At 64.9% G+C, this 14,213-nt stretch carries 16 protein-coding genes; 8 read left to right on the top strand and 8 right to left on the bottom strand.

Annotated elements, in window-relative coordinates; all coding sequences use genetic code 11:
• Nucleotides 1-11: 11 nt before the first annotated feature.
• On the top strand, nt 12-776 hold the full coding sequence (locus FOM02_RS04260) for an ArsR/SmtB family transcription factor (RefSeq protein ID WP_051378605.1): 765 nt from the start codon (nt 12-14) through the stop codon (nt 774-776).
• A 41-nt stretch (nt 777-817) separates the two neighbouring features.
• Nucleotides 818-1,102 (top strand): hypothetical protein, encoded by a 285-nt coding sequence (locus FOM02_RS04265; RefSeq protein WP_027561992.1) that lies wholly within the window; start codon nt 818-820, stop codon nt 1,100-1,102.
• 12 nt (nt 1,103-1,114) lie between these two features.
• Here FOM02_RS04265 and FOM02_RS04270 read toward each other — a convergent pair whose 3' ends face one another.
• The 3 genes from FOM02_RS04270 to FOM02_RS04280 form a co-directional block, all read right to left on the bottom strand.
• On the bottom strand, nt 1,115-2,044 hold the full coding sequence (locus FOM02_RS04270; protein WP_027561993.1) for an AEC family transporter: 930 nt from the start codon (nt 2,042-2,044) through the stop codon (nt 1,115-1,117).
• Between the two features lie 153 nt (nt 2,045-2,197).
• Nucleotides 2,198-2,407, bottom strand: a complete 210-nt coding sequence (locus FOM02_RS04275) for a hypothetical protein (protein ID WP_027561994.1) — start codon at nt 2,405-2,407, stop codon at nt 2,198-2,200.
• Nucleotides 2,404-2,580, bottom strand: a complete 177-nt coding sequence (locus FOM02_RS04280; RefSeq protein WP_156950906.1) for a hypothetical protein — start codon at nt 2,578-2,580, stop codon at nt 2,404-2,406. The genes FOM02_RS04275 and FOM02_RS04280 overlap by 4 nt, the downstream gene beginning before the upstream one ends.
• Nucleotides 2,581-2,871: 291 nt before the next feature.
• Between FOM02_RS04280 and FOM02_RS47055 the strand changes: the two genes are divergently transcribed.
• A complete protein-coding gene (locus FOM02_RS47055) occupies nt 2,872-3,141 on the top strand; it encodes a hypothetical protein (protein WP_084334632.1) in 270 nt (89 codons plus the stop codon).
• A 15-nt stretch (nt 3,142-3,156) separates the two neighbouring features.
• Here FOM02_RS47055 and FOM02_RS04290 read toward each other — a convergent pair whose 3' ends face one another.
• The 4 genes from FOM02_RS04290 to FOM02_RS04305 all read right to left on the bottom strand — a co-directional run bounded on the left by FOM02_RS04290 (nt 3,157) and on the right by FOM02_RS04305 (nt 8,355).
• Complete coding sequence (locus tag FOM02_RS04290) at nt 3,157-4,776, bottom strand: ABC transporter ATP-binding protein (protein WP_027561996.1); 1,620 nt, start codon at nt 4,774-4,776, stop codon at nt 3,157-3,159.
• Between the two features lie 2 nt (nt 4,777-4,778).
• Complete coding sequence (locus tag FOM02_RS04295) at nt 4,779-5,618, bottom strand: ABC transporter permease (RefSeq protein WP_027561997.1); 840 nt, start codon at nt 5,616-5,618, stop codon at nt 4,779-4,781.
• Nucleotides 5,615-6,586: an ABC transporter permease gene (locus FOM02_RS04300; protein ID WP_027561998.1), complete on the bottom strand. Its 972-nt coding sequence runs from the start codon at nt 6,584-6,586 to the stop codon at nt 5,615-5,617. Before FOM02_RS04300 ends, FOM02_RS04295 begins: the two co-directional genes overlap by 4 nt.
• 218 nt (nt 6,587-6,804) lie before the next feature.
• Nucleotides 6,805-8,355, bottom strand: a complete 1,551-nt coding sequence (locus FOM02_RS04305) for an ABC transporter substrate-binding protein (protein WP_027561999.1) — start codon at nt 8,353-8,355, stop codon at nt 6,805-6,807.
• Between the two features lie 216 nt (nt 8,356-8,571).
• On the opposite strand from FOM02_RS04305, the gene FOM02_RS04310 reads away from it, so the two are divergent.
• The 4 genes from FOM02_RS04310 (at nt 8,572) to FOM02_RS04325 (ending at nt 11,668) form a co-directional block, all read left to right on the top strand.
• Nucleotides 8,572-9,210: a TetR/AcrR family transcriptional regulator gene (locus tag FOM02_RS04310; RefSeq protein WP_027562000.1), complete on the top strand. Its 639-nt coding sequence runs from the start codon at nt 8,572-8,574 to the stop codon at nt 9,208-9,210.
• A 280-nt stretch (nt 9,211-9,490) separates the two neighbouring features.
• Complete coding sequence (locus tag FOM02_RS04315; RefSeq protein ID WP_027562001.1) at nt 9,491-10,147, top strand: DUF3313 domain-containing protein; 657 nt, start codon at nt 9,491-9,493, stop codon at nt 10,145-10,147.
• A gap of 32 nt (nt 10,148-10,179) precedes the next feature.
• On the top strand, nt 10,180-10,749 hold the full coding sequence (locus tag FOM02_RS04320; RefSeq protein ID WP_027562002.1) for a DUF2147 domain-containing protein: 570 nt from the start codon (nt 10,180-10,182) through the stop codon (nt 10,747-10,749).
• A gap of 79 nt (nt 10,750-10,828) precedes the next feature.
• Nucleotides 10,829-11,668: an alpha/beta fold hydrolase gene (locus FOM02_RS04325; RefSeq protein WP_159073947.1), complete on the top strand. Its 840-nt coding sequence runs from the start codon at nt 10,829-10,831 to the stop codon at nt 11,666-11,668.
• A gap of 46 nt (nt 11,669-11,714) precedes the next feature.
• Here the strand turns inward: FOM02_RS04325 and FOM02_RS04330 are convergent, their stop codons facing one another.
• Entirely contained in the window at nt 11,715-13,265 is a 1,551-nt protein-coding gene (locus FOM02_RS04330) for a winged helix-turn-helix domain-containing protein (RefSeq protein WP_027562004.1), read from the bottom strand.
• A gap of 133 nt (nt 13,266-13,398) precedes the next feature.
• On the opposite strand from FOM02_RS04330, the gene mddA reads away from it, so the two are divergent.
• Nucleotides 13,399-14,187 carry a methanethiol S-methyltransferase gene (gene mddA, locus FOM02_RS04335; protein ID WP_027562005.1) on the top strand — a complete coding sequence of 263 codons (789 nt, stop codon included), beginning with the start codon at nt 13,399-13,401 and terminating at the stop codon, nt 14,185-14,187.
• Nucleotides 14,188-14,213: the final 26 nt, after the last annotated feature.

Genomic DNA, 14,213 nt, shown 5'->3' on the forward strand with positions numbered 1-14,213 from the left:
ACCGTCTCGCCATGGTCGCAGCGGCAAACATGGTCGAGGTGGCAGCGCTGGTCGGCGACACCGCGCGGGCCACGATGCTCGCGGCGCTGATGGGCGGGCAGGCGCTGACCGCAAGCGAGCTCGCCTCGCGCGCGCGGATATCGCGATCGACGGCCAGCGGACATCTCGGCAAGCTGGTCGGCGCTCGGCTGCTCGCCGTGACGCAGAAGCGCCGCAACCGCTACTACCGCATCGCCTCGCCGCTCGTTGCCAGAATGCTGGAGGGTATCAAGGCGGTCGCGGCCATCGAGCTTCCGCAGCGCCACCAGCCACGCTCGCTCACCGACGACAGGCTTCGCTTCGCGCGCACCTGCTATGACCATCTGGCCGGTTATCTCGGGGTCGCCATCGCCGACGCGCTCATCGCCAAAGGGCACGTTGTCCTGACCGATGACGGCGGCGAGGTGACGGCTTCAGGGACGGACTTCCTCGCCGCGTTCGGCGCGGCGCCGGCCCTGAAATCCGGGAGCCGGCGCATCTTCTGCCGGCCTTGTCTCGACTGGAGCGAGCGTCGCTATCACATTGCCGGTCACATCGGTGCGGAGATCCACCGTTGCTGCCTCGAGCGCGGCTGGCTGAGGCGGGACCGCGACAGCCGGATCGTGCGCATCACGCCGGCCGGGCAGATCGGCCTAACCAAGACATTCGGCATCGACCTTGGCGCCAGCCGCGGTCCGGCGCATTCGCCCGCGCACGGAGTTATGAACGCGTGCCTATGGACATCCGCCGGCGAATGAACACATGGCACAAGGGGCTCCCACCGACCGAGGGATCAGCCATGACCAGCATGAAATTCGCCATTGCCGCACTCATCACGACCGGACTGCTTGCCGCGCCCTATGCGGCTGAAGCGAAGAAGCACCGGTCCAGCCGGCACTACAGCACCAGCGTGGTGGCCCCGACCTATCGTGGCGTCGGCGCGCCGGTCGCGCAGCCCGGGACGTCTTACGGCTCGTCCGGACAGACGGTCGGTACGGTCACTGCGCCGTCGATCGGAACGTACAACTGGCCGTCGGTCGGCGTGACCAATTCGGTGCCGACCTGGAGCAACACCACCCGATAGGGCCGATCTGGATCAGCGCGGTCCCGTCGCGAGGCCCGAGAGCAGGTAGAGCGCGACCAGCAACGTTCCGACCGACAGCATCGTCGTGACCGAGACCGTGGCCGCAACCAGCCTCTCCTCGACCTTGTGCTCGTGCGCCAGCACATACACGGTCTTGGCCGTGGGCACGGCCGCGCAGATGACGGCGGCGACCGTGTAGAGCGGGTTGAGGCCCAGCATCACGCAAAGCCCGTAGACGAGCAGCGGCATGATCACCAGCTTGACGGCGGCGAGTGCGAACGATGCCTTCAGGTTCGAGCGAAGGCCTTCGACCGACAGGCCGAGGCCGATGGCAAACAGCGCGCACGGTGTGAGCGCGGCCGCGATCATGTTCAGATAGGCCGCAACGGCTGCTGGAATCGGCAAGCCCGTGATCGACCAGACGAGCCCGATGAGGGTCGACAGCACCATCGGATTGAGCAGGATCTGCCTTGCGAGGCCGGCGGAATGCGCAGGCCCGCGCGCGTCCCGCTCCAGCAGGATGACGGTGATCGGAAACATCACGGCGGCCACGAACACTGTCGCCACCGCGGCAGGCAGCACGGCGGGCTGGCCGTAGATCGCATGCAGGATCGGCAGCGCGACGAAGCCGGTATTGGTCATCGCCGCCGCCATGCCATGGATCGTGCTGCTGGCGAGATCATGCTTTCCGCGAACAGCGACGAAGACCAGCGCGAAACAGACGAGGGAGCCGCCGCCGAAGGCGAGCAGGAAGCGCCATTCCAGCAGGTTGCGCGCCGGCTCCTGGGCGATGGTGACGATCAGCAGTGCCGGCATCGCCACGTTGTAGGCGAAATGCACCAGCGCATCGGCGAGCGAGCGCGAGAGATAGCCGAGCTCGCCGGCGAGCCACCCGGTGACGATGATCGCGAATACGGGAAGAACGAGGCTGGCGACCTCCATCCGATTTCCCCCTGCTGCCAATGGCGCAGGAGAGGTTACTCCGGCAATGGATTGTCGTCACCGTGTTCGAGCCGTTCCTGGCTCGAAAGATCGTCGGTTATATCAGCCCTGACGGCCCGCCGGGCCGGACCGTTCGGGAAAGCGGCCGCGCGCTTAAATGCCCCGGCCGTTCTGTTGACCGATCACGCAGCGCCATGCGGCGAGCCGTTCGGCCGGATGCTGGTTCATCCATTCGGCGAGCTGCGGCGCGCCCATCAGGCAGGATTGCACCGAGACCTGCGCAAAGTCCGAGCTGGTCACGAGCTGCTCGTGACAATTGGTCGGAGAGGCGAGGCTGCAAAGCACGGCGATGATCTTGATCATGCGAGGTTGCCCCTGTCGCTCTGGCGCGCATTGGCTCCGCTCGACTGATCGCCGGCCGGATCAGCCGGCGGGAAAATGCTGTCGTAAATCGCGCGCGCTTCCTGGATGAGGCGAAGACGTTCGCGCTCCGACTTTGACACAAACTGAATAACCTGGCCCATGTCGGCCTCCAATATGATCCTCGATCCATCATCAGATGATGGAAATCATTCCATCGGGATATGGGATGCAGGTTCGTCTTTGCAGCGGTGCAGGCGGTCACAAGGGATAAAAAGCCCGTGACCGATCCGTTCCTAAGCGGAACGTAATACCTCAGCGACGTCCCGCCTCACGCCGCATTAGCCGCTTCCGGCATCGTGATGGCGTGCCGCGGCACATTTTCGCGGGCGTGTAGTTGTACAGTCGTTCAATGCACGAGCGGTTCGACCTGAACGATCAAGGGAACGCGTTCGAAAGGATCAGTCATGACAAGAACAAGACGCGCTATCGCCACACTTCTCACACTTGGATTGGCGGCGGTGCCGCTCGCCGCAAGCGCCCAGACGTCGGCGGGCTCACAAAGCAACACGCGGCTCAGCCCGGGCGTGCCGGCACAACAGGGCACATACGGAAGTTCGGGACAAACTACCGGAACGGTCACCGCGCCATCGGTCGGAACGTCTAACCAGCCGTCCGTCGGTGTGACCAACTCGGTCCCCAACTGGAACAATACGAACCCTCCGGCCAAACGATAGCCGCGATTTGCGGCGTTACGCTGCCGGCGCACGCTCCTTCCGTCCAGGCACCGCCGCGAGCAGCTCGCGCGTATAGGGATGCTCCGGCGCGGCGAAGAGCTGCGCGGTCGGCTTCAGCTCGACGATGGCGCCGCGTTGCATCACCGCGATGCGGTCGCAGATTTGAGCCGCGACGCGTAAGTCGTGGGTGATGAACAGCATCGAGAGGCCGAGGCGCGCCTTGAGATCTTCGAGCAGCTTCAAGACTTGCGCCTGCACGGAGACGTCGAGGGCGGAGACGGCTTCGTCCGCGACGATGATCTCGGGCTCGAGCGCGAGCGCGCGCGCAATTCCGATGCGCTGGCGCTGGCCGCCGGAGAATTCGTGCGGATAGCGTTCGAGCGCGCCGGCGTCCAAGCCGACCATCTTGAGGAGATCGCGGGCGCGGTCGAACGCGATGTTGGAATCGGTGCCGGCCGCGATCGGCCCGTCGGCGATGATGTGGCCGATCTTGCGGCGCGGATTGAGCGAGGCGAACGGATCCTGGAAGATCATCTGGATGCGATGGCGCTCGGTGCGCAGCGCCTTGCCCGAGAGCTGTGTGAGGTCGGTCTCGCCGATCCGCACCGTGCCGCGGTCGGCCTCGATCAGCCGCATCACCAGCCGCGCGACCGACGATTTGCCGGACCCGGATTCGCCAACGAGGCCGAGCGTCTCGCCCTTGAGGATGTTGAAATTGACGGCGCGCGCGGCATCGACGCGGCGATCCTCGCGAAACCAGCCGCCCGAGGTGACGTAGGTCTTGTCCAGCCCAATCACCTCGACGGCCCGTGCCTGGTCGTCGAGGGGCGCGCGCGCCGGCGGGTCCATCGACGGCACGGCGGCAAGCAGCGCCTTGGTGTAGTCGTGTTGCGGCTCGTTGAAGACGGTCGCGGCGGGGCCTTCCTCGACGACCTTGCCGTGCCTGAGAACCACCACTTGATCGGCGATGTCGGCGACGACGCCAAAGTCATGGGTGATGAACATCACCGCCATGTTGCGGTTACGCTGGAGGTTGCGGATCAGCTTCAGGATTTGCGCCTGCGTGGTGACGTCGAGCGCGGTGGTCGGCTCGTCCGCGACCAGCACGGCCGGCTCGAGCGCCAGCGCCATCGCGATCATGGCGCGCTGGCGTTGGCCGCCGGAGAGCTGGTGCGGATAGGCGCGCACGATTCTTTCAGGGTCCGGCAGGCCGACCTCCCGCGCCAGCGACAATGCCTTCGCGCGCCGCTCCTTTGGCGTCAGTAGGCCGTGGGCCTCGAACATCTCCGCCATCTGGTCGCCAATCCGCATCAACGGATTGAGCGCGGTCATCGGCTCCTGAAAGATCATCGCGAGCCGGCGGCCGCGCAGATCGCGCCAGTCGTCGTCATCGAGCTTGAGCAGGTCGCGGCCTTCGAACTGGATCTCACCTGATGTGACCGAGACAGTGTCCGGCAACAGGCCCATCAGCGCATGCGCGCACATCGACTTGCCGGAGCCGGATTCGCCGACGACGCAGACGATCTTGCCAGGCCGCAAGTCCAGCGAAACGCCGTCGACGGCGAAGGGACGCTCGGCGCCCTTGGGCAGCGCGATGCGCAAGTTCTTGATGGAGACGGCGGGCGGGGCGGTCATCATCAGCGTCCCTCCCGCGACAGGCGCGGATTGAGCGCGTCATTGAGGCCTTCGCCGATCAGATTGAGGCCGAGCACCGAGATCAGGATCGCGACGCCGGGAAACACCGTGATCCACCAGGCCTGGCGGATCACGGTGCGGCCGGCGCCGACCATGTAGCCCCAGGAGATCAGGTTGGGATCGCCAAGGCCGAGGAACGCCAGCGAGGATTCCAGCAGGATCGCGGTCGCCACCATGAGCGAAGCCAGCACGATCACCGGCGACAGCGCATTCGGCAGAATCTCGCGCAGGATGATCCAGCTGTTGCTCTGGCCTGTAACGATTGCGGCCTGGACATATTCGCGCGTGCGCAACGACAGCACTTCGCCGCGCACGAGGCGGGCGACCGGCGGCCAGCTCACCACCGCGATCGAGGCCACGATCGAATAGATCGAGGGCTGCAGGATCGCGACCAGCACGATCGCGAGCGCGAAGCTCGGGATGGTCTGGAAGAATTCGGTGAAGCGCATCAGGGCGTCGTCGACCTTGCCGCCGAAATAGCCGGCCATGGCGCCGATGGGCACGCCGACGACGAGTGCGACCAGCGTGGAGACGAGCCCCACCAGCAGCGAGACGCGGGCGCCAAAGATCATGCCGGCGAACACGTCGCGGCCGAGCGCGTCGGTCCCGAGCGGCACGGTCGAGAGCGTGAACGGCGGCAGAAACGGCCGCTGCACCATGCGCCAGGGCGAGTTCGGGAACAGCATCGGTCCGAACACCGCGACCGAGATCGCGAAGAGGAGGATGACGAGCCCGATGACGCCGCTCGGGCTTCTCAGCATCGATTTCCAGAACTGTTTCATGAGGCGAATTCGATGCGCGGGTCGACCAGGCGATAGACCAGGTCGGTGATGAGGTTGAAGATCAGCACCATGGCGGAGCAGATCACGAAGACGCCGAGCAGGAGGTTGTAGTCGCGCTGCAGCAGCGCGTCGTACATCAGGCGCCCGATGCCGGGCCAGGCGAACACGGTCTCGGTGATGACGGCGCCGCCGATCAACGTGCCGGAATGCACGCCGGCCAGCGTCACGACCGGCAGCAGCGCGTTGCGCAGCACATGACGGCGCTGGATCACGGCATCGGAGAGGCCTTTCGCACGCGCCGTCTTGACGAAGTCGAGCCGCTTGACCTCTAGCATCGAGGCGCGCGTCATGCGGGTGTAGGTCGCCATGAAGAACAGGCCGAGCGTCATCGCCGGCATGATCAGGTGCTTTGCGACGTCGACCGCATGGGCAAGCCCGGTGTAGTTGGCGCCGACCGTCTCGTAACCGAAGCTCGGCAGCCAATCCATGGTGACCGAGAACAAGAGGATGCCCATCAGCGCCACCCAGAAGATCGGCATGGCATAGAAGATCAGCGCGAACACGGTGATCGCCGTATCGAGGAAGGTCCCGGCAAAGCGCGCGGCGAAGGTGCCGAAGAGAACGCCGAGCGCGAGTGAGATTGCGAACGCCGTCAGCGTCAGCAGCAGCGTCGCCGGTAGCCGCTCGCCGATCAGCTTTGCGACCGGCGCCTGCTGGCGGAAGGAGAAGCCGAGGTCGAGGGAGACGACGCCCTTGACGTAGATGAAGAGCTGCTCGGGCAGCGGCTTGTCGAGGCCGAACTTTTCGCGGAGCTGCTTGACGAAGACCTGGTCGCTGGCTCCGGCTTCGCCCGCCATCACGACCGCGGGATCGCCGGGCGCAAGGCGGATCAGGAAGAAATTGAGGACGACGATCGCGAGCAGGACGATCACGCCCTTGAGGACACGCTGGGCAACGAAGGAGAGCATCTTAGAAAGTCATCTTGGTGAGGTGTCCAGGAGCGACTGGGGCAGTGTGCTCCCTCGCCCCGCGCTTGCGGGGAGAGGGTTGGGGTGAGGGGCTTCTCTCCACGCATGAGTATGCTCATGGACCTGTACCCCCCTCATCCGCCACGCGCGAGACGATGCTTCGCATCGCTCGGGGCGTGTTGACCTCTCCCCGCAGGCGGGGAGAGGTAAGAGGCTCATCACTTGTCGAGCCATGCGTCCTTGAAGCCGTCATTGACCCCGATCCCCGTGGTGATCAGGTTCTTGACCTTGCAGCGCGTGATGGTCGGGAATTGCAGCTCGAGCATCCAGGCCACCGGCACGTCCTCGACCAGGATTTTTTGCGCCTTCTCATAGATCTCCTTGCGCTTCGAGTCCGGCGTTGCGATCGCGCCGTCGGCGAACAGCTTGTCGATCTCCGGGTTCACGTAGCCCTCGACGTTGTTGAAGATCTGTCCCTTCGCGATGTTGCTGGAGATATAGTTGCGGCCGACGCCGAGCGCGGGATCGCCATACTGGTAGAGATACGTGAAGGCGATGTCGTAATCCCAGTCGCCGATCTTCTGGTTGCCGCCGGCAACGTCGGTGGCGATGGTTTCGATGTTCATGCCGACGTCCTGGAGGTTCTGCTTCACCGCTTCACCCCAGCGCTGCCAGGTCTCGCCATAGGCGAGCGGCAAGAGGCGGATCTTCTCGCCCTTGTAGCCGGCTTCCTTCAGCAGCGCCTTGGCCTTGGCCGGATCGTACGGGTACTTCTTCACGTCGTCGGTGTAATATTTGATGGCCGAAGACGAAGGGCCCGTCGCGACCTTGCCGAGCCCGTTCCAGATCACATCCTTGGCGAAATCACGGTCGATCGCAAACATGATCGCCTGCCGCACCCGCTTGTCGGCGAGCGGACCCTGGCGATTGTTGAGCCACAGCCAGGCCAGCGGCGAGAAGAACTCCCAGCCGGCGCCGGTGACGCAGGTGTCCTTCAGCTTGGACAGCCGCGGCACGTCGAAATTCTCGACCGAGCCGCCGGGCAGCACGTCGACCTTGCCGGTCTCATAGGCCACGGAGCGCGCGGCCGCGTCGGGAATGATCTGCCAGTAGATCTCGTCGATGTAGGGTTTGCCCTTCTCGTAATAGTTCGGGTTCTTGACCAGCCGGATGAACGAGCCCTTCTGCCATTCCTTGAACATGAAGGGACCGGTGCCGACAGGCGCGTTGTTGTAGGGATTGGTCTTGAAGTCGGTGCCTTCATAGAGATGCTTCGGCACCATCGGCATCGAGCCGACCTCGAAGATTCCGAGGAACGGGCCGAACGGCTGCTTCAGCGTGAACACCACCGTGTAGTCGTCCGGCGCCTCGACTTTGTCGACCTGCGCCAGATTGGTGCGGGCACGCGCATGCGTCTGCTTCAGCATCTCGATCGAGAACAGAACGTCGGCGGCGGTGAAGGGCTTGCCGTCATGCCATGTCACGCCCTTCCTGAGCTTGAAGGTGTAGGTCTTGGCGTCCTCGCTGACGCTCCAGCTTTCGGCGAGCTCCGGCTGCGGCTCGAGCTTGGGGCTGTAGCGCAAAAGGCCCTCGAAGATGTTGCCCGACACCATCTGGGTCGGACCGTTCTGGATCATCGCTAGCATCAGGCCGGGCGGCTCGGGCTGGATCACGGCGTTGATCACGCCTCCTGTCTTCGGCTCTTGCGCCAGGGCCGGGGCCATGAGGCCGCAAGCCAGGAGGAGACCAAGCAACACTCGTTTTGGCATGTCGTATCTTTCTCAAGCGAGACCAGCCGCAGATGCTTCGCAACGTCCTCGCGCGCGAAGCCGCGGCCGGCCCATCCCAGTCCCCATCCAATATCGAGGCTCACACAGTCCCGTTCGGCGCCGCAAGATGAAAGTCTCGACAGCGTTCGCACAAAAAATGTACAGCGCGTCCCGTTTTCACTTGATTCATTGTCTTGTCACGGAGACAAGTCGGCCATGGACAACGCCACCCGCTCCGAACGATCCCGCAATGCCGCGCTCGAAGCGGCCATCGCGATCATTGCGCGCGACGGCCCCGGCCGGCTGACGCTCGACGCGATCGCGCGCGAGAGCGGCCTCAGCAAGGGCGGCGTGATGCATCAGTTCCGCACCAAGGAGGCGGTGCTGAAGGCGTTGCTCGAGCGGCAGATGGCGCATTTCGAGGAATTCTCGACAGCCTACATGGCGAAGGTAAGCAAGACCTCCGCCAATCCCAATCTGGCGACCCAGCTTGCCACCGTGCGCGAAGCCGCGACCTCGCCGAATTCCGCCGCGCTGGCGCTGGTTGCGGCCATGGTCGAGAATCCCCGCCTGATGGCGCTGCCGCGCGAGCGCGAGATGGAGCGGATGGCGGCGATCAGGGACGAGGCCGCCGATCCCGATTTAGCGATGCTGCGCTGGGCCGGCGCGATGGGGCTGCTGCTGAGCTCGCTGTTCGGCATGTCGCCGCTCGGCAAGGACGAGCACCAGCGGCTGTTCGCGCGTCTGCTCGATGACGCGCAATGGACCGGCCTCGAGCAGCCGGCCACTACGCGCAGCACCAAATCCGCCGCGCCATCGGCGGCAAAGGCCGCAACCCGGCGCAAGCGCGCCTGATTCATCGTTAACGAAACCTTGCCATGACCTGCACAAAGCCGCGCCTGCGGCCAAATGCGTCAGGCTGTCATTTCGCGGCTTTACAAACCAACTGGTCGGTTTTATAAATCGAAACACTGAGACGACCCGGGGCTTCCGAATTGGCCCCGGACGAAGCCCCGGGCCGGCGATGGTGAGCGCCGCAGCCGCGTCTGGTCCCATACGCGGCTGCGGTCACCGAGTCTTTCCTAAGGCCTTGTTCAAAATCGGCCTTTCACAAAAGCCGCTAGAGGAGTCTGGAATGGATCGCTCGATCGCGTTGCGCGGTCTGGGAACGCTGGTGCTTTGCGCGGCCGCAGCCGGCTGCGCCACGGTCGCGCCGGTGCCCTATTCTGAAATGGCGTCGTCGGCCTACATGGCGCCGGACAAGTCGGACGGGCGTGTGCCCTATCGCTATTCCACGCCGGTCGACTGGCGCGCCTATAATAAAGTGATCCTCGATCCGGTCCTGATCTATCGCGGCAAGGATCACCAGTTCGGCGACATGTCCAACAAGGACAAGGCGACGCTCGCCGCCTACATGCAGAATTGCTTCGCCGACCGGCTGCGCGGCCGCTTCGCGCTGGTGCGCGAGCGCGGGCCGAACACGCTGCGGATCAGGCTGACGCTCACCGGCGCCGTCACCAACACGCCGGTGCTGGGTACACTCTCCCGCTTCGACATGGCCGGCGCGGTTTATAACGGCGTGCAGGCCGCGCGCGACGGCGAGGGCATGCTGACCGGCTCGGTCATCTACGGCGTCGAGATCTTCGACGCCACGACCTCCAGGCTGATCAGCGCCTACGTCACCAAGCAATATCCCGGCGCCTACGACATCAAGGCCACCGCAGGTGCGCTCGCGGCCGCTACCGCCGGCCTCGACAAGGGCGCCGACGCGCTGATGACGCAACTGAACTGACGCTGCGACCCATCCAACGAAAGGTGCCATTGATGAATTTCTTGCTTCGTTTCGTGCTGCGCATCGTGATCACGATCGTCCTGATGGCTTTTGGCGGCCGCGCCGGCGCCGCCGCGCCGCCTGATCCGAGCGGCACCTGGCTGGTCGAGGACGGCCGCGCCCGCATCCGGCTCGAGCGCTGCGGTCCCTCGCGCGATCGCATCTGCGGCTTCATCGTCTGGATGAAGGAGCCGGCCGACAAGCGCGGCCAGCCCTATCGCGACAGCCAGAATCCGGATCCCGACCAGCGTGCCCGCGCGCTGCTCGGTCATCAGCTCATCATGGGCCTGCAGGCGACGGCCGAGGGACGGTTTGCCGGCGAAATCTATAATGCCGAAGACGGCAAGTTCTATTCGGTCTCGCTCTGGCGCGAGTCTTCCGACCGCCTCAAGCTCAAGGGCTGTCTCATAAAGTTCCTGTGCCAGACCCAGACCTGGCAGCAGACGCTCGACGTGCTGCCCGGCCAGCTCGTCGGCCTGACCGGTGATCTCAACGGCCCCCGCGCGGACAAGGAATGGGCCGCTGTGCCGGCGCCGAAGCCGATCCAGGTAAAGGCGAAGTAGCGGACCTGCGGTGGCGCTGTTGGGTCCGGCATGCCAGATTGGTTCGCAATCAACATCGAGAACCATGCCGGGGGGCAATATGAGCGACCAGCCGTTTCCGAACCCAGAATTGCGCCCCTTGCACTTGAAGATCGGCGCGCAGACCATCGCGGGTTTTGAAAGCGCAGGTGAGGGGCGTCCGATCCTCCTCATCCACGGCAATTCCTCCTCGTCGCACATCTGGCAGAAGCAGTTGCAGGGCCCGCTCGGGACCAAGTACCGCATCATCGCGATCGATCTGCCCGGACATGGTCAGTCCTCGCCGCCGCCAAACCCCGCGAACGATTATTCCGGCCGTGGCTATGCTACGGCGATCGCGGCCGTGGCGCACGAGCTCAATCTCAGGAATGCGGTGGTCGTCGGCTGGAGCCTTGGTGGTCACGCCGTGCTCAACGCGGCAGCCTTGCTGCCCATGGCCGCGGGCCTGATGATCTTCGGCACGCCGCCGGTCGGCAGCGGACCGCAGGGTTTTGCCGGATTTAAGAACCTCTCGCCCACCGCCTTCACGGCTGCGCCGACCGAGGCCCAGATCGCGGAATGGGTGCATACGGCCTTTGCGCCCGGCTATGCGCCGGTGCCCGATTTCGTTGTTGAGGATTTTCGCAGGACCGACGGCAATGCCCGCGCCTGCCTTGGCGCCGTCGCACAAGGAGGCGGCCTCGCCGACGAGATCGAGATTGTCCGCAACCTGAAGGTTCCGCTGGCGATCGTGCAGGGCAGCGAGGAGCAGATCGTCGGTCTCGGCTATCTCCAGCGCCTGACCGCGCCGACGCTGTGGCGCAGCGCAGTCCAGATCGTCGCCGGCGCCGGCCATTCCACCCAATGGGAGAAGGCCGACGCCTTCAACGCGCTGCTCGACGCGTTTGCGTCGGAGGTGTGAGTGCGACCTTACCCTCCCCCGGAGGAGGAGGGTAAGGGAGGGTGCCTCACCGCAACCCCGCTCGCCGGAACCCTTCCAGATAATGCTCGCGGTCGGCCTCGGTGGCCCAGGGCAGCTGCGTCGCGATCCAGTGCAGCGAGATGCCCGGCTGGGTGCGGCGCAGCTCGCCCAACGCGCTCTCCGCCAGCGCGCTGTCGCCGATCATGCCGGCGGATACCGCGAGCACGCGGTAGGCGCCGGTGAGGTCGCCGCGGTAGCGGATCGCCTCGCGCGCGAGCGCGATGGCCTCGTCATAGTGCCGCTCGGTGAAGCGGGCATAGCCGGCGATGCCGTGATAGATCGCCAGCGATGGATCGCGCGGCGAAAGCCGGATCGCCCGCTGCGCCGCGTCGAACGAGTCCCGTGAGCGTCCGGCATAGGACAGCGCCAGCGCGTAATAGCCCTGCGCCAGCGAGAAGTTCGGATTGAGCGCGAGCGCCTGCTCGAACTCGGACAGCGCGTTCGAAAGCCTGCGGGTCGAGAAGAACACGCTGCCGAGCGCGGCATGCGCCCAGGCATCCTCGTGGTCGCAGCGCACCGCACTGAGCGCGGCGGCCTCCGCGGCCGGCGCCACACTGGCAAGTTCGGCCCAGCCGAGATGCACGCCGAACATGTGGTTGGCCGCCAGCACCGACAATGCCTGGCCGTAGTTCGGATCGATCCCGACCGCGCGCTCGAGCAGCGCCTGCGCGGCCTCGTGATCCTGCCGCGTCACCCGCCAGTAATGCGACAGCGCCCGCATCAGGAGGTCCCAGGCGTCCAGGCTCGCGGGCGGCTTGCGCCGGTTGCGGAAATTCTCGGCCGCGTGGATCTGCGGCTCGATCGCCGCGGCGATCGCGTTGGTGATCTCGTCCTGCACGGCGAAGACGTCGACCAGCTCGCGATCGTAGCGCTCGGCCCAGAGATGGCTGCCCGACGCGGCATCGTTGAGCTGCGCGGTGATGCGCACGCGAGTGTCGGCCTTGCGCACGCTGCCTTCGACGACGTAGCGGACGCCGAGTTCCTCGGCAATCTGCCTGATATGGACCGCGCGTCCCTTGTAGGTGAAGGACGAGTTGCGGGCGATCACCATGAACCAGCGCTGTTTCGACAGCGCGGTGAGGATGTCCTCGCTGATGCCGTCGCCGAAATAGTCCTGCGCGGGATCGCCGCTCATGTTCTCGAAGGCCAGCACCGCGATCGCCGGCCGGTCCGCAGCAGTGCGCGGCCGGGCGGGGGCGGGCTCGGCCGGCGCCGATGGCGCCGCCGATTCCTCCCGGACCTCGCCGACGAAACGGAAGCCCTTGCGCGGGATGGTCTTGATCAGCCGCTGCGCCGCACCGTCGTCGCCAATCGCCTTGCGCGCGGCGTTGATCCGGCTGTTCAGTGCGGAATCCGAGACGATTCGGTCGCTCCAGATCGCGCTGATCAGGTCATCCTTGGTGACGACGCGGGCGCGCTGCGCGACCAGATAAAGCAGCAGATCGAACACCTGCGGCTGCAGCGGCACGGCTGCGCCGTCACAGGTCAGTTCCCGCAGGTCGCCGTCGAGCACGTTGTTTTCAAAGAGGAATCGCACGTTTCTGTCGTCTCAAGCAAAAATCAAAGTCGTCTCAGGCGAAAATCAACCCTCCGCGAAAGTCTCTGGCGGGCCGATCCGGCATGGTGCGAAGACCAAATAGTGCCGATTCCTCGGCACAACGGAGCGTTCTATGACCCAAATTGATCACCAGGTTCATTCGATCGGCCCGGACATTGCGGGCTCACGCATTTTCAAGTTCATCGCCTTTCTGTACGGAATTGCGGCATATCTCGTGTTTTTCGTCACCATTCTCTACGCTATCGGCTTCGTGATGGGGCTGGTGGTGCCGAAGACGATCGACACCGGAACCGACACGCCGACGGCCGAGGCCGTCATCATCAACCTGCTGCTGATGTCCCTGTTTGCCGTTCAGCACAGCGTGATGGCGCGCCAGCGCTTCAAGGCATGGTGGACGCAATTCGTCCCCAAGCCGGTCGAGCGCTCGACCTACGTCCTGTTCGCGAGCCTGTCATTGCTGCTCCTGTTCTGGCAGTGGCGTCCGCTCCCGACGGTCGTATGGGATGTCGACAATCCGGACCTTGCCGTGACGCTGGTCACGCTGTCGTTTGCCGGCTGGGTGCTGGTGTTCATGAGCACCTGCATGATCAATCATTTCGAATTGTTCGGCCTCCGCCAGGTGACCAACCATCTCGTCGGCACGGAGGAGGCACCAATGCGCTTCAAGACGCCGATGCTCTACAAGTTCGTCCGTCATCCGATCTATCTCGGCTTCATCATCGCGTTCTGGGCGGCGCCGGTCATGACCGTCGGCCACCTGCTGTTCGCGGCCGTGACCACGATCTACATCTTCGTCGGCATCGCGCTGGAGGAGCACGATCTCATCGGCCTCTTCGGCGACGAATACCGGCAGTACAAACAACGGGTGTCGATGCTTATTCCCTGGCGCCGGTCAGTATAGGCTTCGCGTCCATCCGCGCGCGTCCT

The sequence above is a fragment of the Bradyrhizobium sp. SEMIA genome, from assembly GCF_014844175.1.
GTDB lineage: Bacteria > Pseudomonadota > Alphaproteobacteria > Rhizobiales > Xanthobacteraceae > Bradyrhizobium > Bradyrhizobium arachidis.